Source organism: Poriferisphaera sp. WC338 (genome assembly GCF_050931845.1).
Taxonomy (GTDB): domain Bacteria; phylum Planctomycetota; class Phycisphaerae; order Phycisphaerales; family Phycisphaeraceae; genus Poriferisphaera.
In genome coordinates, this window is the sequence record NZ_CP194516.1 from 3,256,118 (window position 1) to 3,276,551 (window position 20,434).

Genomic DNA, 20,434 nt, shown 5'->3' on the forward strand with positions numbered 1-20,434 from the left:
AAAACGCCAGGAATACATCTTTAGCCTCCCCTGTTAATAGGTCAGCCACGCCGCATTACCTGTGGCACATTGTGATCAATCCTCATCGCCACCCATGCCACACCATGTTACACCATGCTACAATTTTCATGGCTGAAAAACCCTTACCACGATCACACAAAGGATCGCACCATGATCAACATCCAGACCGTTTTTGATGAAATGAATCTCCATGAGCAAATCGCACTACAATTCCTTGAGCCTATCCCTGAAGATCGCATGACCGAGCAACCCAACGGGCTACGCAATCACCCCACTTGGATACTCGGCCACCTTACCGCAGCACACAACGCCGCCATCTCAATCCTCACCGACATCTCCATCCGTCCTGAATCCGAGACAGCTCTCTTCGCCATCGGCTCCACCCCACATGCCGATCCGGCCCTCTACCCCGACAAACAAACACTTATCGATAACTACCTCGACATTCATCAACATTACATCGCCGCGGTCACTGCAGCTTCACCTGAAAAACTTGCAGCTCCCTCACCGCTTGAGCGGCATAAAGGCCGCTTCTCATCACTCGCTATGTTCGTCCTCCATGTCGGTACCGCACACGAAGCCTACCACCTTGGACAACTTTCTGCCTGGCGACAAGCCACCGGCATTGCTCCACCACTCAACACCGATACTGGCAACTATCCTAAAAACTAATCCTCTAACCAAACGGAGATAACATGGACAACATCGACCTCCTGCTCAACGAATTCGAAATCTGCCTAGGCTATGGGCTTAAGCTCGTAGACTCCATCCCCGCGGCACGCTTTACTGAACAAACTGCAGGTATCGCCAACCACCCTGCATGGACTCTCGGCCACTTGGTCTGGGCAACTTCCTATGGCTGTTCCCTGCTTGGCCAACCTTCAAACGTCCCCGAATCCTACAACGAACAATTCGGCCATGGCTCCTCTCCTACACCTAATCCTGAAGACTACCCTGACAAGCAAACGCTCATTGCTGAGTATAAAGCTGCGCACAGCCATTTTGCGGACACGGTCAAGAAAACAGATCCTTCAGTTTTCAATAAACCTACAGCAAGCGAAGATCTGATTGAAATATTTCCTACCGTTGGACACATGATCAGTCACCTCCTCACCGTACATGAAGGCATGCATCTCGGACAGCTTGCCTCTTGGCGACGCGCAGCTGATAACAAAGAAAATGCGATCTTTTAGATCACCTGTTCACTGATCAAAAAGTGAACCGCATTCCGGCATAAACATTATTCACCACAAACTCATTCGGGATAAATTCAACGTTGTATTGAAGTGTAAAACTCCAGCCATCGCGATTGCTGATTCCGATTAGGTTAACGCCAAACAATCCTGAATCCCGAGATTCTCCGATACCGGTGTATGTGAATGTCTGCCCGCCTGCCGGTACATTCACGTCCACCGTGTCAATCGGCGAGAGATACTCGTGCTGCCATGAACCGACTACTTCAGGCACAAACTTCATGTTGCTCGTCTCAAACTCAAAGCTCGACCGAAAACCTAGCCGTGTCACAAATGAGTTACCGTTAAACGCACCAACATTTAGATTCAAACTGTCCGCGCCTGTCTCGTTATGAGATCCGATTTGCAGGTTCACATACTGAAGGGCAAGCTGGGGCCCGATTGCAAAATCTTTAAACTTGAATTCATAACCACCAGTCGCCAGTGTCTGGAAATAGAATCCCGTAGGGTCACTCTCCGCAACACGATCAATCGTTCCAAACACAATTCGCCGATTGTTCTCATAGAAATTAACACCACCACCGACCAATCCTGAAGCATAAAAACCTTCTTCGTTAAACCATGTCATGTACATCCCGGTGTTGACACTGTTAAATGAATTTGTTCCCTGCCCACCATCTACAGTTGTTCCCGTGTTGGACCACCCCGCATACGCACCTGCAGCAAGCGTATCAAAAATCCGATAGTCAAACCCCAGCGTAATACCACCCGTATTGAATTCAAAACCGGCTTGGCTTGATGCCGCATCAAAATCACCAAACGTGCCAAACCCACTCACCCATGCACCCCAGACACCCTGCTCTGCGCCACCAAACCTGAATGTTTCCTGTTGCTGTTCAAGCGACTCTTCAGCCACCTGCAACAACAACGCATAACGCATCTCTTCTTCAGGATCGATCGACGTTTGCTGCGGTGTTTCGATCTGCAAGTTATTTCGCATGCCACCCGGCACACCATATCGCAACTCATTCAACCGGCCATTGATATTGTTATTCTGAACATCAATCCCCTTAAAAGTTGCTTCCGCTTGCGTAACCAAATAATTCGGCACGATCTGCTCAAACGCAACGATCAATTGTGTATTGGTAAGTGTTTCTAACTGATCTATCACTGTGGCGATATCGCCGGTCGGGCTGTCATTGCGAATCCGCTCAAAAGCTTCCGCCGCAAATACTAGGTTGCGCGCCGTCACGGTTGAACCCAATGGCTGCCCCACCACCGTTAGAACAAGATCATTGCCGCTGATTGATTGTGTAAACGAAAACATCGCAGGTAGATTATCTGTGATTGAATCAAACGTTCCGGTCACGCCAGTTGTTGTTTGAATAACCGTAAATGTATCCCCAACATCTGGCTCATAACCGCTATCAGCGGTTACTGCCGCAGTACCAGCGACTGTTGCTCCTCCTGTCACATCGATCGTATCGTAATCAGTCCCGGCAGTCCCGGCATCGACAATCTCAATGTCATAGATGGAAGAACTCGTTAATGTCAGATCACCGACCACGTTCAATGTCCCCGGGCTTGTGCCGGGCGAGATCGTCCCGGAGTTATTCACGTTGCCAGTGATGGTTCCCGTGCCCGCCAGTGTTGCACCAGAAGCAACTGTAAACGCACTTCCCGATGTTGATCCTGTCAGAAGCAACGTCCCCGCAGAAACCGTCGTTGCACCGGTGTATGTATTGGTGCCGCTCAAGGTGAGTATGCCTGCTCCCGACTTAGTCAGCGCCCCTGTACTCGACAAAACGCCTGATAATGTCAGGTTGTTACTGCCGCCAACCGTCAGTGTCGTGCCTCCGCCCAAGGTCATGTTGTTGCTCACCGCCCGTGAATCATCGTTCGATTGAATCGACGCATCGCCGCTTGTGGTTAGGGCGCCACTTCCTAACGCCCCATCAGCGCCAAGCGTAATGGTGCCTGCGGCCAAAGTTGTTCCCCCCGAATAGGTGTTTGTGCCAGACAACGTCACACCGCTTGCCCCACTTTTAGTGAGTGCGCCAGCACCACTGACCACACCACTCATCGTCAAATCATTACTACCACTGATCGTTAGCACCTGCCCGGAGGCAACACTCGTTGCATTGCTCAATGCGATCCCACTGCTGCCCGCCTGTAATGTTGAGCTCCCCGTAACAGATAAGGCACCCGTTCCCAAGGCGGCATCATCTCCCACCGTCAAGATTCCTTGCGCATTCGTAATACCACCCGAAAAAGTATTCGCACCATTCAGCGTCAAATCACCCGATGCAGTTCTCACAATTGATCCCGTCCCTGAAATAATACCCCCCAACGTAATGCCTTGCGTGCCACTGAACGTCAGTGCATTACTTCCCAACACAACATTGTTTGACAGTGTTCGGCTATCAGAATCTGATTGCAACGTGCCATTGCTGCTCAACGTTAAACTTCCAGTCCCCAGCGCATTATCATTCCGCGCCAAAATCGTTCCCGAACCATAAGTAATTCCGCCAGTGAAAGTGTTGTCGCCAAGCAGCGTCAATGTGCTACTTGTGTTCATCGTGATTCCACCGCTACCTGATATCACCCCGCTTAAAGCAAGACTATTAGACCCGTTGTACGTTAGCGTTTGGCCAGAGGAAATAGCGATATTATTTGAAAGTGACCGTAAGTCATTATCTGATTGCAGTGATGAACTACCCGTCACGTTCACTGCAGCAGTACCAAAAGCATCATCATTCCCTGCAACGACCGTTCCGCCTGAGAAATTAAAATTTCCGGAAATGGTATTGGCACCGTTAAGGGTGAGTGCAGATGATCCTGCTTTCGCAAAAGTATCTGTACCGGAAATCACACCATTGAGCGTTAGATCATCAGAGTCGTCATACGTCAACGTGCTGCCAAGCGTAATATTAATATCGTTACTCAGTGTAAGTGCAGCACCAGCAAGATTTGAAAGATTCGTATCATCAATAACTGAAATTGTTCCCGTGCCAAATGAACTATTGTTATTAATGTTGACATTGCCGCCTAATGTCGTGCCACCTGTATATGTGTTTGTTCCAAAAAGATTCGCGCCCTGACCAGAAGCTGTTGATGTATTGACAGTAACCGAACCACCCGTCCCCGAAATAACACCACTCACCGCAACAATCGAGTTCCCCGTCATGATAAGGTTCACGCCGCCCGTATCGCTCAAATCTACGCCACCAGCTAATGATATGGATGAAGCCTCAGAGTTCAGCGTAAGCGTATCTCCCGTCCCAATCACATCTACACTAATCGTGTTCGAAAATGTTTTATTATTTACAATCTCCCCATCATCATTCAACGTAAATGACCCCGTGCCCTGCAAATCGTAATTATTTGTTACACCCCCGCTCAGGAAGTTGATTGTGTCGATATTCGTATAATCGAGATCAATTCCTGTCACCGGGATCGCAGGGCTTCCCCCCTCCACATTGCCTGACAGAATAAAAAGTGACCCACCCACATTCGTCCCTGGCGCAGAACCACCTTGCCAGTTCGCATCGTTTGTCCAAACATTATTCCCAGAAGCACCCGTAAATGTCACCGTCTGCCCATGCATCTCTGCGCAGACATATAAAGACAATGAGATTGTACACCCCAACGCCGCAGCCCACTTCGTCACCATACCCATGCTCCTGTTGTAACCCATCACATGACATGATAGAGAACAACCGGACCCTCTAGAATCATCGAATAGGATGAGCACTTTTCATTGAACAAGCCGCCCACCTTCTGCAAACCCTTACACAGCCGATCACCCATAATATAATCGGGCCCGCCTTTACCGGACCTATTAAATCATCACAACATCCGACCAAACAATTCGCGCAGTGATAGCTCAGTCCCAAATACATATCCAAACTTCGACATCAACGCCTAAAAGTTGTACAGCGGGTTCAACCCTTCGTGTGTTTGACGATACTCTGACAGAAGCTTCTCAAGCACCAGCTCCGCCTGCTCACCGGTCATATCTTCTGTCACCGGCCGGATCTCTGTAAACTCCATCGAAGAATGATCATGCTCATCCTGCGTCGCTTCAAAATCATTCGACACACCCATCAGCACGATCTCACCCTGATTCTTAACCACATACACAAACGTATCTTTGACCTGCAGCATAAAAAGCTCCCTCTACGGAAGTAACCAAACGACGTCTAAGACATGAACTAACCAGCACATCATGCCGGCCGCGCACAATTAACACTAACATGGAGATGAACGCTTTAACGAACAAGATATTTCACACGTCCATCAATCAAATCACTCGTCCCCGGTCACCCAAATACGAATCTCACAAGAGGTGTGTAGGAACCACAGCCTCCAAGCGAAGATCGACCTAAAGACGAGTCCATACTAGCAGTTCACCATCAAATTGAAAAGATATTTTTGTGTTTTTACGTGCAAGCCCTATCCCGCCCACGCCATCTCCCTACCCCATTAATCGCTAACGATCACCCCCCAGTAAACCTTCTAGATATGACACATACTTCTTCACCCCATCTTCGAGACAATGGATCGGCCTGTCATACCCCGCCCCCATCATTTTCCGCATCGTCGCCTGCGTGAAATACTGATACTGTCCCCGCAGATCTACCGGCATCGGAATGAACTCAATCTCAGGCTCCATCCCCAATCCCGCAAACACCGCTTTTGCAAAATCCAAGAACGATCGAGCCTTCCCCGTCCCCGCGTTGTACAAACTATTCGGCGCGTCCTTGCTCACCGACTCGTTTAACAAATACAAACTCATCTCCACCACATCCTCCACAAACACAAAATCCCGCAACTGTTCTCCGTCTGCAATCCCGTCCTTGTGAGACATGAACAGCTTCATCTTCCCCGTTTCTTTGATCTGTTTATACGTATGAAGCGCCACACTCGCCATCCGCCCTTTATGGAGCTCCATTGGACCATATACATTGAAGTACTTCATCCCCGCCCAACGCGGCGGCGTCTTCTCCTGCTTCAATGCCCAAAGATCAAACCGATGTTTGCTTTCACCATATAGGTTAAGTGGCTTGTAAATCCCAGGATCCATTTCATCACTATATCCCTGCGTCCCATCGCCATACGTTGCCGCACTCGATGCATATACAAAATTCACACCCCGCTTCGTACACCAATCCCAAAGCATGGTCGTGTATTTTAGATTCACGCGCATTACATATTCGCGATCCGTCACCGTCGTATCACTACACGCACCCATGTGAACAATGCCTGTTACCGCATCTGCTGCATCTGTTCCCAGCCACGCAGCAAAATCATGCATATCTATGTATAAACCTACCGCACCCTCACCAAACCCATGTGCATAATGATCGTTTTTCGGCGCAACGGTCGTCCCCTCAGTATCACGGATGCTTGGATAATCGTCGACGACCACCACACCCGTCTCACCCATCGCATTCAGACGCTTCACCATATTCGCGCCGATAAATCCATTCGCACCTGTCACAACGATCATCAAATGATTCCTTATCAACACATTCAAAAATCAATTTCGCTCAATAACCACGTCACCAATCAGCCAATCTTAACCCATTCTAAGCTCCCCGCCACCTTCGCTCCATTTCTTCCCTCTCCCGCCTTCCATCTCTTTCTTCCACACCCATCTCCGCTCAGCTTAACTCTACCCCGTATCTCTTCTCATCAGTTACAATGCTCCCTTATTCATGACGCAATCCACCCTTACAACCCCCGAGCTTGCTCTTCCCCCCTCGCGTATCGCACACCTGCGTTTCGCCATCCATCGCATCGACTGCTTTCTGAACCGCCACGCAAGAATCCTCCTCCCACTCTATTGGGTTCTTCTTGCAATCTCCACCCATATACCAAAAATCGAAATTCTCGATCCAAACGATCAGACACTTGCCATCTTTCAACCCGACAAAGCCATCCATGTCCTCGCCTTCGGTCTACTCTACAACCTCATCCTCCGTGCCCGTCCTGCCTCTGCTAAAGCATCATTAGCCGCCAACGCACTAATCGCGTTCCTCATCGCCGTCGCCTATGCTGTCGTCGATGAATACACACAATCCTTCGTTGATCGCACCGTCTCATACACAGATGTAGCTGCCTCTTCTATTGGCATCATCATTACCTATATCATCTCACTCGCCCCGACACCGTCCAAACCCTCCCCTGCCTGGCGCGTTAACACCGCACGTGCCATCTGTATCATCATCGCACCAACACTCACCCTCATGACATTCCTTCGCGCCGGCAACCGCATCATCGTTTGGTTCTACACCTTCTTCAAAGACTATCAACGCGGCCTCGACAAAGATGTCCACTTCATCATCGCTCTGTTGCTCACACCACTACTTGCTGCAGCCGCGCCGCTTGGCCGCCGTCGCCCCAAAGCTTCTATCATCATCACTTTCCTCATCATGGGCCTCTCTGCACCTATCATCGAAGAAATCCAGCGTAACTTCACCCGTCGCGGCTTTGATCTCGCCGATGTCATCGCCCACATGAAGGGCTTCTTTATCGCACTCTGCCTCTGGGCTATTTTTGTCGCCACACGATCATTCGCATCAACTCACTACCGACAACCCATCGCCGACCACTATCCGACCATCCCCGATCCCGAAACATACCTCGCCCCTAAAACATCTAAAAAACCAGTCCATCCCGACGACGTGTCTCACAAACACTTCATCAACCACGCACTACTTGTCTCCGCTCTCACCTTCCTCTCTCGCATTCTTGGCCTTGTCCGTGATATCGTCGTCGTCCGCGCACTTGGTGGGCTCACCGTCTACTCATCCCCCTTCGTCATCGGCTTCACCATCCCCAACCTCTTCCGTCGTCTCTTCGGCGAAGGCGCACTCACCGCGGCCTTTATTCCACACTACACCCGCCTGCTCAAAGAAGATCCCGAGGTTGCCCGCCGTTTCGCCTCACTCATCATCGCCCTACTCACACTGATTCTCATCACCATCACCATCGCCTCAGAAGCCACACTCTATCTTGTGAATAGATCCTTCGCCTTCGCGCCTGAAACACACCTCGCTCTCCGCCTCACCATGCTTATGCTCCCTTACATGCCGCTCATCTGCCTCGTCGCACTTATCGGTGGCATCCTCCAAGTCCACCATCGCTTCGGACCTGCCGCAGCCGCGCCCATCATCCTCAACGTTACCATGATCGGCTTCGCCGCCTGCGCCTCACTCTTCAACCAAAAAACAAATGCTTTTACCCACGACAATACTGCCTACTTCATCGCAGTCAGTGTCCTCCTCGCGGGTGTGATTCAAGTTGGTTGGCAACTTGCAGCCCTTTTCTCTGTCACGCCGCCTTCCCTTATCTTCGGTGGCACCGCCAAGCACATTCGCTCTATGTTTTACATGATGCTGCCCATGCTTCTCGGGCTCGCTGTCATTCAAATCAACACACTTTTCGATACGCTGATCGCTTACGCTTTCTCTGCACCTGATCCCACCGTCACACCTACTGCATCCAACACGATCCATGCACTCGGCCTCTCCGCCGACTATCCCCTCAAACCCAACTCAACCACCGCACTCTACCTTGCACAACGTCTCTACCAATTCCCTCTTGGCGTCTTCGGTATCGCACTTGCAACCGCCATCTTCCCAGCTCTCGCACATGCCGCATCCGTTATCATCAAAGAACCTCCCGCCGGCACTAACCCCGACCCTGCCACCATCCCACATCACTCACCTCTTCGTGCCAACGCCACTCTCGATTCACCCCGTGCCAACTTCCAAACCATTCTCCATCACGGCCTACAACTCGCAATCTTCATCGGACTTCCCGCAGGCGTCGGACTCATCCTCATCGCTCAGCCGCTTACCCGTCTTATCTTCCAGTCCGCCCATCTCACGCCGGACGACATCGTCCGCGTCTCGCATATTCTCATCGGCTACGCGATCTCAATCTGGGCCTACACCGCCATCCATGTCCTCACACGCGCCTACTATGCACACAAAAACTCATCCACCCCACTCAAAATCTCCGTCGCCATCGTCGGCGTCAATCTTGCTCTCAACCTCATCCTCATTTGGCCATTCGGAACCGCCGGCCTCGCCTATGCGACCGCCACTACCGCCATCCTTCAAGTATGCTTCCTCACTTACTTCCTCAAAACCTACGTCTATCGCCCACTTGATCGCCCAGTCATCAACTCATTCATGCGTACCATCGCTTGTACCCTTATCATGGCTATCCCTGTCTATCTCGCGCTTAGATACCTCGATCCCGCTTCGCGTTCCGCCATCGGATCTGCCGTTTGCCTCGCCATCGCGATCTGTATCGGCATTGCGACTTACCTTGCTGCCGCCCTCTTCACCCGCGCCCCCGAATTGACTTGGCTCCGTCATCGCACCGTCGCCTCTGACACAACCACAAATATCTCCGCCGAAGAATCCACTCCGATGAACTAAGGCCCATCAAACCCCTGAGATACAATCATGCCTGAAGAAACATTCCCTCAAACAAACATTCCTACCACACGATCAATCGCCAGCCGATTCATTGCCGCAACCATCCTCTTCATTCTCGTCGCCCCACTCTGTTTTTTCGTAATCGCCCTGCCCGCCCTTGCCATCTTCTCATGGCAGTCCATTCCCTTCGGCGGTGCAATATCACTCAACGTTCATGCCGTTGCAATCTTCATCGCGATCACGATCGGCGCTCTCGCCGCTGTTCGCCAATTTACTAGAACTTGATTTTTATCCCTGACGCACTTAGCCACAAACTTCCAAAGGGTCACTTCGTCCCCGCCGGGGCATCCCCGCTGAAATACTTCTTCCGCAGCGCCGTTTCCAAATCCACATCATTGATATTTGCCAGCGTACACAGCCACGCAAACACATCCGCAAATTCGCCCTCCAAATCCTCATGCGTCGAGCCGCCCGAGGTATTGCCGCCCTCCCCTTTAATCTTATGCAGCGTCGTTGCAAGCTCACCCACTTCTTCAATGAACCACATAAACGTCCCCGGCGTGCCGCGATCGCTATCCGTCGCAAAATACTTCTCACGGATATACCCTTGAAAATCTGCAATCGTCATCCCACCAGAAGCATCTGCCTGTATTTTCTGTGATTGCTCTTCCATTATTTCGTTCCTCGCATACGCGCATTTCCCAGTATCACACTCAAGATTAACTCAGTGCATACTGCAAACCCACAAACACCACATATAACACAACCATCGGCACACCCATCCACCGCTCAAACCGACCCGTCTTCTTTGTTGCGAAAATATACCCCCTCATCAGCAGCAACATCAGCATCATCATCGGCAGATGCAACTGCAAAAAGATCCACGGCAACTTCGCCCCAGCATCACCAATCACAAGGGGCGTCGCACATGCGCTTACCCCAATCACAAACAGCACATTCAAAATATCTGCACCAATAATGTTCCCCACAAGTAATTCTGCATGCCCCTTTCGAATCGCCGTAATCCCCACAATCAACTCCGGCAAGCTCGTCCCAAATGCGACCAATGTCGATGCGACTACAACCTCCGGCACACCAAACCTCACGGCCAACTCACTCACGCTTCCCACCAATCCATCACCCGACAACACCACCATCACCAACCCCGCAAACCCCATCAATAACAGCGCCAAAACCCCACGTTCCCTCTCACCAGCCTCCTCACCTTCCCGAAACCCCGTCGCCTTCACATCCGCAGCCTCGTGCCCCACCAGCCGCGGCTCACCATGTGGGTGCGCCTTCGACCATTTCACACTAACCATGAGATAGACCACCAAAAGCGCTACAAATAGTAGCCCAATCCCTCGGCCCAATCGCGCTCCATCAATCTCACCCCCGCTCACCATGTAAGCCACAAAACAAACCACCGTTAGCAACGCACCCGACCCAAACTGCACCCAGCCCTGTCGGCTAAGTACAAAACGGTCTGCAGGTAAACGTGTCATCAAACAACCGATCCCAAAGATCAAGCCCGTATCTGCAATGATCGAACCAACCCCATTTCCCAATGCCAATCCTGAATTCCCATTCCACGCCGCAAGCACACTCACTGCCGCCTCAGGCGTCGTCGTCCCTAAACTCACGATCGTCGCCCCAATGATTACCTCCGGCATGCCAAACTTCTTCGCAATCCCCGCAGCACCCTCAACCAACCAATCCGCCCCCTTAATTACAAACAACATACACACCAATGTTACAACCATCAGCAGCCACGATGCGCTTCCATCAAACCATTCCGCAGGCAATAAACTTCCAAGTATCAACATAGGTCAACATCATACCAACTTCATCACCCACACGTCTGCATATCATGTTCGTATGTTCGTCATTATCGCATCACCATGATCAGCGTCTAACCGCCCAACCCTTCTCTGATCTTATCCCGCTGCGTTTGCGAGCAAAGCAGCTCCGACCGCGCCTTTAGTCGCATCGCAAGCTCAATCTCTCCGCATCGTTCAGCCGCAATTCGAAGCATCTCATGCACCGCCCCACACTGCGGCCCCGGCAACAATTCCGCCATCTCCATCTTCCCATCAACACCCGTTACCGCTGCCCGCTCATTCCCCGACATCAATTCATATCGCACCTGCAGCGCCAGCCGCTGCAGCGCCTCCATCAATGACACACGCATGCCATATAACTCTCTAAGCGCTGAATAGGCACTTGCAATATCACCGATCTCCAATGAAGCTTCTGACAATATCAGCAGCAGATGCCCGCGCGTTCCTTCAGCCGGTCCAAGCCGATACCCCAACACACTCCGGCAAATCGCGGCACTCTCCGAAAATCGTTCTTGCTTATGACGCAACATTGCCACCCGATGGTAGATCATAAGCCGCACCCACCCAATAAGTGGCCGCCGCTCCATCACACCTGCCAACCATCGCTCTGCGCCTGCCGGATCAATCTCAATGATCCCTGTCATCTGTGACAGTTCCCGCCCCGTCCGCGCGTTCACCGCATTCAGTGCAAACCATCCAAAAATTAGCAGCACCACCCCCAGTGTAAATGCAATCCCATCACCTCCCGCGCCAAATACATACACCAAAAGTACCACCATCCCCACACCACTCACCCATCGCAAAAACAGATCCATCGCAAGCTGTCTTCGCAATACGCGCACATCGAATCCTTTTAGAGCCGCATGAGATTTCGATGCTGCCGCGAGAGGCTTTCCGCCTTCTTCTTTGCCATGCAAAATTTTCATGCCCGAACCCCCTGCCGCTGCGCGACCTCTGTCAGCTCCGGAAATTTATGCAGCAGATAATCTGGTCGGAGCAAACATGTCGCCCTCGCCCACCAACGATCTGCTGCCACTCCATGCAATCGTGCGCCCTCGGCTCCTCCAGTTGCATCTTGTTGCACCATCCGTTCGCCATACTTCAAATGACAAAACGCAATCAAGCCATAACCATAACCCGCCTCAATCCCTAATGGTCGAAGCCTATCGATCCATTGCTGTGATTGACCAGTAGGCCCTGCCTCCACACCATCCTCCCAGTGGAACGTTTTCACAGCCTGAAGCAGTGAAGCAAAGCCATAGCTTGCCGCGATCGTATTTTGCTTCTGTTCGTCTTCTAACCCACGCATCCCCCGCAGCGCATCATCCGCATCTGAAAGATGATCCATCATCAGCCACGCAATCGCACGATTGATCTTGATCTGTACCGCATGTGGATGGCCATTCGGTACCACCTCGATCAAATAACCCATCGCAGCCACCCCCGCTTCGTAGCATTTTAATTCTATAAGTGCATGTGCCAACGCATTCACCATCCGTACATGCAGTGATGGCTGTTGCGATAGCTCCGGAATAAGCAACCAAACCTCACGCAACACCTGCTTATGCTCTCGCATCAGTAGCAATTCCTGCAACCGATTCGCCCGTGCTTCCAGCACCTTCTGCTGCTTCACCCGCAACATCATAAAACCCACAAGCCCCCCTACCGCCAACCATGGCAATACCATCACCAAAAAGTTCTGTGTAAACACCAAAGCAAACAGTAGCCCTAGCAGCACAAACATCGGCCACCTTCGCCATCCTCCAAACAGCCCTCGCCCACTCCGCAATCGATACTGCGACAATAATGCCTGCACCTGTTCAGCACGTGGCGGCGAAAAGTCCACATGCTCAACCTTGCCCCCAAGTCGTTCTTGTCTTCGATCCTGCTTCAACACATCCCTTTACATTTCGTTTCGTACAGCATCGCACCCAATCATCATGGCCATCTCATACCATTCATTGTTCACACGATTCTATCCAGCAACATCACCCTCCACCACCAACAACTTTGCCACACACACATCTAAGCGCTAGTTAGACTTTGTTTACTTCTCAAGCAACCGTGATGCATCCGCCACAAGTGCATCCAACTCAGCCGCATCATCGCTGTGATAGTAGTTATAGATTCGCCCCTGCCTATCGACCAACACAAATCGTGAACTGTGACTGATTTGCTCGCCCACGGCCCCACCCGGATCCGCTGTGACTTGAAGTTTGAAACCCTGCTCCGCCATCGGCCAAACTTTCTCCTGAGGTCCGGTCAAAAACCACCACAATTCAGGATCCGCTTCTATCAAACGATCTTTGTCATACGCATAAGCTTTCAGCACAGCAGGAGTATCATAACCGCCATCCAAAGAAACACTTATGATCTTAACCTGATGACGAATTTTGTCTGGATCATCGAGCTTGAGCAATCGTTCCTGCACCTCCATCATCCGAAAATTCATCATCGGACAGATGAGTGTACAGCGGGTGAAAATGAAATTGTAGATCACGATCTTACCGCGCAAATCCTTATTCGAAACGGGCTTGCCAAATGCACTTGTAAGTTCAAATCCTGGCGTGGGATCAAGTAACGGCTGCTTTCCAGCCGCATTCGCTTGATCGACTGTATTGCGTGTTCCGGGCACACCGCGGTAGAGCACATCAACGGTCATAACAACGGTCGCCCCGAGGGCAAAAATCGCAACTGCCCATACAGCAATACGCTGAGCCTGAGTCATACCACGAGCACCGACAGGCGGATCAGAAGATTCATTGGATGTTGGCTGATTCATAGGGCTGTTCCGCTATACATATAAGCGCGGAAGTGGTTGATTATCAATTGTTTAAATACCATCCTTACGCGGCTTGGAAGCTATTCTAGCGGCAAGCAAAACAAGCACAATACAGAAGACCGTCATGATCGTCGCGGCCAATGGCAGCGGAATCTGCTGAGCATCAGTGCCGATCAGTAAACTGGAAATCGTTGTGTAGCCATAAGTTAGCGGATTGGCATACATAATGATGCGCATGGGAAGCGGCGCAGAAGCAACAGGGAAGATCGCACCACAGAGGAACCACATCGGCATAAGGAAGATGTTCATAATAGCATGGAAGGCCGCGGTTGAATCCATCGGCCAAGCAAGACACAACCCCAGTGCAGTCAATGAAATGGCAATGATAATCGTTGAAAGCGCCACGCCGATGATTGCTAACGGCGAAGGAATGCTACCAACCAAGGGGTAAATGAGGACGGTAAGAATCAACGCTTGCCCCACGGCAAGAGAAGCGCCACCTAGAATTTTACCCAGTGCAATCGCAAGCCTTGATGCTGGCGAAACTAATACGCCTTGAAGAAACCCTTCACGCCGATCTTCAATGACCGAGATAACTGAAAAAATGGCGGTGAAGAGAAGAATCATGACGAGCATGCCGGGAAAAAAGTATTCGAGATAGCCGATAGCTTGCGGGGCAGAATCATTTCCATAACTCACCACAGCACCAGTAGTTTTGAACATGTTATTGATACCGAACCCCAACATAATCCAAATCAGGACTGGGAACGCAAGTGCGCCAACGACTCGGTTCTTGGCTCGGAGGAATCGAACCATTTCACGCTTCCAAAGCGTGCACGTGCTTAGGATGAAGTGGCTTGCGGGAGGCGATAGGGATTGATTCGATTGAATCGCGTTCTCATTCATATAACTGTGATCTCCTGCGAAGATTTTAACAGGAATGGAGATGCGAGTCGCGGGACAATTACGGCGTACGGCAATGGCTGTGATGTACGGTGTCGCAAATGACCAAGCATCTCTACCCGGAATGCACAGCAATCCGAAGTGGATCAAAAATTGAATTTTGTTTGGCGGTGCAAAGAAGTAGAAGAATTGAGATTGATTCAGGAATAGCGGGTGGGATAAAAGCGGTGAATTTGAGGCCGAGAGTGAGAATTTCGTAGGTGAAGAAAAGGAAGTTTTCGGAGTTGGCGGAGACGATAGTGCTATCGACTTCGCCTCTGATGTATGAGGCGAATAAGAGTTTTGTGTTGCCAGTAAGAACGTCGTTAAGCGAGTCGTCTTCTAGAGAGTAGATGATGTTAAGTTGAAATGTTGCCATCAGTGGATACATGTTTCAAGAAAAATATGCCTGCAATTCATATCCAACAAACTTGGTTACAGCAGAAAAGTTAGAGCAAGTGCAAATAACACCCACTTGGATCAATACAGCGTTTTACATTTCAATTGTAAAAATTGCAGAATATGGAGAGGTCCCACAACTACAAATTATTCCTTCTATTTACATTCTATTCAGGTATTTTTTTATTTCTAATTCTACATGCAAACGTTAATATTGAAGCATGAAAACTCAAATCGAAGATGCGATCCAGGGGTGGGATGGCAAATCGATCGAAGTTATTGAAGGCGTTTACACGCGGTTTGCAAAGGAAAAAAACTTCACGGGGATCTTGATTGATCTACTTGATCATAGCGTATTGCAAAACGGCGTAACGTGGTTGATTAAAAAATACTTGGAAGATGGCAAAGCACTGAGTGATGAACAAACGTCGGCATATTACCGTGCTGCGATGCGGCTATCGCATTGGGAATCCAAGCTACATCTACTACAAAGCATGGAGAAACTACCGATCGGCCAGTCGGAGCATGAAGAAGTGGCTGATTTCCTACGTCTGTGTTTGATGGAAAGTAATAAGTTTGTGCGGGCATGGGCCTATAGCGGGTTCGTTGTACTGGCCAAACAACATGCGGAGTATGATGCGGAAGCAAAACAGATGATTGAACTTGCCATGCTGGAGGAAGCGCCATCTATTAAAGCACGGTTGAAAAAGGTGGTTGGGTAGGTGAAGAGAAAGTCAGTAAAAAAAGCTGTTCATTAAATGAACAGCTTATGGTCTGGTAGATTGAATATGAGCGTTTATGATTTTCGTGTTCGACGGAGGGATAAGGGGATGAGCAAGCCGATCGCGGAAAGTGCCGTGGGTGAGGGTACAGCGGGTATTGGGGGTGTGGGGTCAGAAAAAACATAATCATCAGGAACATCGATGAAATCGAGTTCGTTAAAAGTGACGCGGATACTTGAGACACCACTATCATCACCGGTGAGATTAAAAACGCCTTCACTACTGTCAAGTAACGGAACATCAAGTAAGGCGAATGGATCTCCACTGTTAAAGGTGTTGCCATCTACTTGAAGACGAATACCGACCTGCTCGAATTCGAGAAAATCGCCTTCTTCATCACGATCGGCGAGATTGAAGAAATAATCATCGGTTACGAAATCACGTCCGAGGCGGATGTCACTAAGTTGGCCGAGGCTGTTAAAGCGGTCTGGGCTTGTGAATTCTTGTGTGAAGTCGAGTGTTTCGCCATTAGCGGTGAGAGTAAGCAAACCGATACCACCGCTCAAAAAGGCACCATTACTGGTGGCACGGTCAAGATCATAGACGATCGTTGTGGTGATCGTGTCGCCAACGCTGACGTTCCCGGGGAGCGTATTAAATGTATCAATAGTTGATGAACTCACAACGCCAGTGAGTTCAAAGGCAACGGGGGCGGCATATGTCTGTGATGCAGCAGTGAAAGTTGCAACAGCCATACCTGTACCGATGGTGAGTTTAAATAGGTTTTTACATTTGGTTTTCATCATCGCTTGGCGTACTCCTGATCGTTATAGTAAAAACACCTTTCTGTATTTCGCGTTAGTAGGTGTGTACGTACCTTTTAACCTCTTGAGCTATTTGCTTATGATGTTGCAGTAATTTACGAAAACCTTATATGGAGCTTTTATGTTTGCTTGCTGTTCTATCAAAAAAACAAGACAAGCCGACGCGATCAAGTTTAGATAAGGAAAATGTATCCGGCCTACACTTGAAGAATGTATTTGATGTGGTGGGTGACAATCGAGTATGAAACGGCATTTGAATATACGTCACACGACAAAACAGACTGAAAACAGGGTTTTATGCGACAACTACTGAGTAGATAAGATGTACTCTGGATGAATGGTGTGTACGTTTGGGGATGTAGTGCATATCTCGATCGTTAACATGCAGATGATGGTGGTGAGAAGAGGGATCAGGGTGCTTTCGTATGCGACGATTCTGTAGCGAAGAGAGACAAAAAAAGCCAAAGCTCTCTCCCTTTGGCCTTGTGTATGGTTGGATGTTGATAGCGGACTTACTCGAAAGGATTTGTGTTTTCGCTTGTTTTAAAGGGGTTTTCAACTTCAGCGGGTATAGGAGTAAGGATAGCTTGATCTTCTTCGGAAAGTTTATTGAAGGGGAGGACAATTTCCTTGCTGTCGGACGTGAGGAGAACAACGGTATTGTCCTCGGTGCGGCGGAGGAATGTGGCTTGAATGCGGTGCTGGCCGGAGGAGTCGGTCCATGTTCGAAGGTTGGTTTGAAGTTCTTTGATGAGTGCTGCGGTCTGCTTGGCTTGTTGCAAGGTTTCCTTTCGGGCGGCTCTTTTGGTTGCGGCGTTTAATTTGCTGAGCATACGTTTTGAGATAACGAGCTGATCGCGAGTGAGGCTACAGTCCCACGAGTCGTTGCGATCATCCCAGTGGATGTTGACAGAACCATCATGATTGGTGCTAAGCACGGTGACAGGTTCGAGATCTCGAAAGAAACAAGCTTGGAGTTGCGTGCCTGCGGGAAGGGGTATGCCGTGGGGGAGAGGCTGAGCGGAAGACGGAATCCTATCGCGGATTGGATGATCTTTACGAGCAAGTGGACGGGCAAAGGCATAACCACCTTTAAGAAGCAACGCCTGCTCTGGCGTTTTTTTGAATCGTTTTCTTTGGGACGTTTTTTGGGGAATCAGGTTTTTTGCAAACTTACTAAATGATGATTTGGGGTGTTCAAGCTGCTTAAGCGTTTTTTCTTCGATAAGCAGTTCGCTGTATTTTTTATCTTTATCAAATGCGGGGTTAAGATTATTTTCACTGCGGATGGTGACGTTATTGCCACTTGCATAGGCAACAAAGCATTTTTTCCAACCGAGTTGATCTTGGTATAACGGCGTACCGATGACGAGCTTGGTATTAGATGGAAGAGGGACCATGCCTTCGGGGATAGGACTATCTGAGCCTTCGATAATCTGGATACTTGGGGTGAACTGCTTGGGGTTTACTTTTGCTTGTTCGAGTGTAGCTGACGCGATGGCGAGCCATTGCTTGCGTTTAACGGTGATCGTTTTTTCACGGCCGGGTAGGAGCACTTTCGCTTTGATACGTGGCGCGTCGCAGATGTACTCGGCATCTTTCCATTCACCGAAGCGCCCAACTTTCACGGGCATCCCCGGTAGAAGTTCGATGTCGTCATTAATATAACGGTGGCCTTCAGGGAGAAAAGCGGGTGGCTCAAAACCACGAAGATGTTTTTCATACGCTGCTGTGATTCTTTCGTCCCAACGTTGAGCGGTGATGGATTTGCCGGGGTTGCCGATATGAACGACGTTTGAAACGAGGAAGGTTACAGGCACTTCGTCAGCGAGCTTGACGAATGAGGTGATGTAGAAGCCGATGTCATTTGGCTGTTGGCTACCAAAACTGTGCATTTTTTGGAGATGAATGGTGCCGGCGTTTTCGTTGAGTGATGCGAAGTGAACGGGTGAGGTTTGATCTTTGTTAAAAGTGACGAGTGTGGCACCGTAGCTACCGGCTTTCTTGCGGGTGTACTTGATTGTGATGGCTGGGCGACCAAAATTGTCGGTCGTTATTTGCGGCGAGGAAAGGGAATAGGCGGGAGCATCTTCGGGAGGTGTGTAGAGCTCCGCAGAAAGTAGCGTGGGAAGACAAAAGAAGGCCAGAAGGCCAAGGAAGCATATCAAAGTCGATTTCATTAGAGCTGCTCCGGAAAAAATGGGCGGGTGATGGGTTGCGAGATCTTGTTGAACTCAAAACATCTAGTGTAAAACGGTACGACCGCAGTTCGCAAGCAGAATAGCGAGATCATGCCGGGAAAATGAACGCAGTTCATTTCAAAAGAGGAGAGAGGTCTAATACTGAAAAAAATGGCATAAAGACCCGGCGGCGGAGGTTAAGCAGGAGCGGTCCAATCACGGCTGGGGATCGCCGGTAGAGCAAGAGCAGTTATCGGGACGTAGGGCGCGGAATGGGCAGGGAATAGTGGGGGCGGGTACAATTGCGGGTCGATATTCAGGAAGTGTTTGATCAGACAGCCAGTTGACCGATAGATAGGTAACGGTCGCGGCACCGCGAGGCTTATAAGCCATACCGGGACGCTGGACCGCTGCCATCAAGAGACTGGTTAACGAATAGCAAAGTTTTGGATCAGGAAGAAGGAACGAGTATGCCACTGGTACCAACGGTGATTGAAAAGACTGGCCGCGGCGAGCGGGTGTATGACATTTATTCACGTTTGCTGAAGGACCGGATTGTGTTTCTGGGCGGGCCGGTGACAGATGACAGCGCGAACTTGATCGTGGCGCAGCTGCTGTTTTTGTCTAATGAAGATCCGAAGAGCGATATCCATTTTTACATCAACAGCCCCGGCGGCAGTGTCAGCGCGGGCCTGGGTGTATACGACACGATGCAGTTTATCCGGCCGAAGGTTCAGACTTACTGCATCGGCGTTGCGGCGTCGATGGGTGCGATGCTGTTCATGGCGGGCGCGGCGGGTCATCGTCACGTATTGCCGAACAGTCGCGTGCTGCTGCACCAGCCGCTCCTCGGTGGTGTGAGTGAAGGCCAAGCAACAGACCTTTCCATTCAGGCAGCAGAAATGCTCAAGACACGTGAACGTTTGTACCAGATGATGGTTGAGCATACGGGCAATGATCCGGAGACGGTGGCACGTGATTGTGAACGTGATAAATGGCTTGATGCTGAGGAATCTGTGGCGTATGGTGTTGCCGATGACATCTTGAAGCACTTGCCAGAGAACGAATAAAACA

Annotated in this window: 18 protein-coding genes; 6 read left to right on the forward strand and 12 right to left on the reverse strand. The window is 50.1% G+C overall.

The annotated features are described in order from the left end of the window. Positions 1-171 precede the first annotated feature (171 nt). Positions 172-693: a DinB family protein gene (locus ACQ6WK_RS13475; RefSeq protein WP_432797900.1), complete on the forward strand. Its 522-nt coding sequence runs from the start codon at positions 172-174 to the stop codon at positions 691-693. Between the two features lie 23 nt (positions 694-716). After that, positions 717-1,214, forward strand: a complete 498-nt coding sequence (locus ACQ6WK_RS13480) for a DinB family protein (protein WP_432797901.1) — start codon at positions 717-719, stop codon at positions 1,212-1,214. A 16-nt stretch (positions 1,215-1,230) separates the two neighbouring features. On the opposite strand, the gene ACQ6WK_RS13485 is transcribed toward ACQ6WK_RS13480, so the two are convergent. The 3 genes from ACQ6WK_RS13485 to rfaD form a co-directional block, all read right to left on the reverse strand. Further along, positions 1,231-4,887, reverse strand: coding sequence for an autotransporter domain-containing protein (locus tag ACQ6WK_RS13485; RefSeq protein ID WP_432797902.1), 3,657 nt, complete (start codon positions 4,885-4,887; stop codon positions 1,231-1,233). 251 nt (positions 4,888-5,138) lie between these two features. Continuing rightward, complete coding sequence (locus ACQ6WK_RS13490; RefSeq protein WP_432797903.1) at positions 5,139-5,381, reverse strand: hypothetical protein; 243 nt, start codon at positions 5,379-5,381, stop codon at positions 5,139-5,141. A 325-nt stretch (positions 5,382-5,706) separates the two neighbouring features. After that, positions 5,707-6,726, reverse strand: coding sequence for an ADP-glyceromanno-heptose 6-epimerase (gene rfaD, locus ACQ6WK_RS13495; protein WP_432797904.1), 1,020 nt, complete (start codon positions 6,724-6,726; stop codon positions 5,707-5,709). A 208-nt stretch (positions 6,727-6,934) separates the two neighbouring features. On the opposite strand from rfaD, the gene ACQ6WK_RS13500 reads away from it, so the two are divergent. Then, positions 6,935-9,670 carry a VanZ family protein gene (locus tag ACQ6WK_RS13500; RefSeq protein ID WP_432797905.1) on the forward strand — a complete coding sequence of 912 codons (2,736 nt, stop codon included), beginning with the start codon at positions 6,935-6,937 and terminating at the stop codon, positions 9,668-9,670. A 27-nt stretch (positions 9,671-9,697) separates the two neighbouring features. Next, complete coding sequence (locus ACQ6WK_RS13505) at positions 9,698-9,955, forward strand: hypothetical protein (protein WP_432797906.1); 258 nt, start codon at positions 9,698-9,700, stop codon at positions 9,953-9,955. A 40-nt stretch (positions 9,956-9,995) separates the two neighbouring features. Here the strand turns inward: ACQ6WK_RS13505 and ACQ6WK_RS13510 are convergent, their stop codons facing one another. From ACQ6WK_RS13510 to ACQ6WK_RS13540, 7 genes are all read right to left on the reverse strand, one after another. After that, a complete protein-coding gene (locus tag ACQ6WK_RS13510) occupies positions 9,996-10,298 on the reverse strand; it encodes a MazG nucleotide pyrophosphohydrolase domain-containing protein (protein WP_432800407.1) in 303 nt (100 codons plus the stop codon). 91 nt (positions 10,299-10,389) lie between these two features. Further along, positions 10,390-11,496: a sodium:calcium antiporter gene (locus ACQ6WK_RS13515; RefSeq protein ID WP_432797907.1), complete on the reverse strand. Its 1,107-nt coding sequence runs from the start codon at positions 11,494-11,496 to the stop codon at positions 10,390-10,392. 86 nt (positions 11,497-11,582) lie between these two features. Continuing rightward, positions 11,583-12,437 carry a hypothetical protein gene (locus ACQ6WK_RS13520; RefSeq protein ID WP_432797908.1) on the reverse strand — a complete coding sequence of 285 codons (855 nt, stop codon included), beginning with the start codon at positions 12,435-12,437 and terminating at the stop codon, positions 11,583-11,585. Further along, positions 12,434-13,405, reverse strand: a complete 972-nt coding sequence (locus ACQ6WK_RS13525) for a hypothetical protein (RefSeq protein ID WP_432797909.1) — start codon at positions 13,403-13,405, stop codon at positions 12,434-12,436. The genes ACQ6WK_RS13520 and ACQ6WK_RS13525 overlap by 4 nt, the downstream gene beginning before the upstream one ends. Positions 13,406-13,558: 153 nt before the next feature. Next, positions 13,559-14,293 carry an SCO family protein gene (locus ACQ6WK_RS13530; protein WP_432797910.1) on the reverse strand — a complete coding sequence of 245 codons (735 nt, stop codon included), beginning with the start codon at positions 14,291-14,293 and terminating at the stop codon, positions 13,559-13,561. Between the two features lie 51 nt (positions 14,294-14,344). Beyond that, complete coding sequence (locus ACQ6WK_RS13535; protein WP_432797911.1) at positions 14,345-15,199, reverse strand: ABC transporter permease; 855 nt, start codon at positions 15,197-15,199, stop codon at positions 14,345-14,347. A gap of 112 nt (positions 15,200-15,311) precedes the next feature. Then, a complete protein-coding gene (locus ACQ6WK_RS13540; RefSeq protein WP_432797912.1) occupies positions 15,312-15,614 on the reverse strand; it encodes a hypothetical protein in 303 nt (100 codons plus the stop codon). A gap of 241 nt (positions 15,615-15,855) precedes the next feature. Between ACQ6WK_RS13540 and ACQ6WK_RS13545 the strand changes: the two genes are divergently transcribed. Beyond that, positions 15,856-16,356, forward strand: a complete 501-nt coding sequence (locus ACQ6WK_RS13545; protein WP_432797913.1) for a hypothetical protein — start codon at positions 15,856-15,858, stop codon at positions 16,354-16,356. Positions 16,357-16,430: 74 nt separating this feature from the next. On the opposite strand, the gene ACQ6WK_RS13550 is transcribed toward ACQ6WK_RS13545, so the two are convergent. Continuing rightward, positions 16,431-17,162, reverse strand: coding sequence for a hypothetical protein (locus tag ACQ6WK_RS13550; RefSeq protein WP_432797914.1), 732 nt, complete (start codon positions 17,160-17,162; stop codon positions 16,431-16,433). A gap of 530 nt (positions 17,163-17,692) precedes the next feature. After that, positions 17,693-19,360 carry an SHD1 domain-containing protein gene (locus ACQ6WK_RS13555; protein WP_432797915.1) on the reverse strand — a complete coding sequence of 556 codons (1,668 nt, stop codon included), beginning with the start codon at positions 19,358-19,360 and terminating at the stop codon, positions 17,693-17,695. A 446-nt stretch (positions 19,361-19,806) separates the two neighbouring features. On the opposite strand from ACQ6WK_RS13555, the gene ACQ6WK_RS13560 reads away from it, so the two are divergent. Next, entirely contained in the window at positions 19,807-20,430 is a 624-nt protein-coding gene (locus ACQ6WK_RS13560; protein WP_432797916.1) for an ATP-dependent Clp protease proteolytic subunit, read from the forward strand. Positions 20,431-20,434: the final 4 nt, after the last annotated feature.

Excerpts from the sequence above, each read along its gene's own strand:
- ACQ6WK_RS13530 (WP_432797910.1), bottom strand. The coding sequence starts at position 14,293 with ATGAATCAGCCAACATCCAATGAATCTTCTGATCCGCCTGTCGGTGCT.
- ACQ6WK_RS13485 (WP_432797902.1), bottom strand. The coding sequence starts at position 4,887 with ATGGTGACGAAGTGGGCTGCGGCGTTGGGGTGTACAATCTCATTGTCT.
- rfaD (WP_432797904.1), bottom strand. The coding sequence starts at position 6,726 with ATGATCGTTGTGACAGGTGCGAATGGATTTATCGGCGCGAATATGGTG.
- ACQ6WK_RS13535 (WP_432797911.1), bottom strand. The coding sequence starts at position 15,199 with ATGAATGAGAACGCGATTCAATCGAATCAATCCCTATCGCCTCCCGCA.
- ACQ6WK_RS13515 (WP_432797907.1), bottom strand. The coding sequence starts at position 11,496 with ATGTTGATACTTGGAAGTTTATTGCCTGCGGAATGGTTTGATGGAAGC.
- ACQ6WK_RS13505 (WP_432797906.1), top strand. The coding sequence starts at position 9,698 with ATGCCTGAAGAAACATTCCCTCAAACAAACATTCCTACCACACGATCA.
- ACQ6WK_RS13480 (WP_432797901.1), top strand. The coding sequence starts at position 717 with ATGGACAACATCGACCTCCTGCTCAACGAATTCGAAATCTGCCTAGGC.
- ACQ6WK_RS13510 (WP_432800407.1), bottom strand. The coding sequence starts at position 10,298 with ATGACGATTGCAGATTTTCAAGGGTATATCCGTGAGAAGTATTTTGCG.
- ACQ6WK_RS13550 (WP_432797914.1), bottom strand. The coding sequence starts at position 17,162 with ATGATGAAAACCAAATGTAAAAACCTATTTAAACTCACCATCGGTACA.
- ACQ6WK_RS13555 (WP_432797915.1), bottom strand. The coding sequence starts at position 19,360 with ATGAAATCGACTTTGATATGCTTCCTTGGCCTTCTGGCCTTCTTTTGT.
- ACQ6WK_RS13540 (WP_432797912.1), bottom strand. The coding sequence starts at position 15,614 with ATGGCAACATTTCAACTTAACATCATCTACTCTCTAGAAGACGACTCG.
- ACQ6WK_RS13500 (WP_432797905.1), top strand. The coding sequence starts at position 6,935 with ATGACGCAATCCACCCTTACAACCCCCGAGCTTGCTCTTCCCCCCTCG.
- ACQ6WK_RS13520 (WP_432797908.1), bottom strand. The coding sequence starts at position 12,437 with ATGAAAATTTTGCATGGCAAAGAAGAAGGCGGAAAGCCTCTCGCGGCA.
- ACQ6WK_RS13475 (WP_432797900.1), top strand. The coding sequence starts at position 172 with ATGATCAACATCCAGACCGTTTTTGATGAAATGAATCTCCATGAGCAA.
- ACQ6WK_RS13490 (WP_432797903.1), bottom strand. The coding sequence starts at position 5,381 with ATGCTGCAGGTCAAAGATACGTTTGTGTATGTGGTTAAGAATCAGGGT.
- ACQ6WK_RS13545 (WP_432797913.1), top strand. The coding sequence starts at position 15,856 with ATGAAAACTCAAATCGAAGATGCGATCCAGGGGTGGGATGGCAAATCG.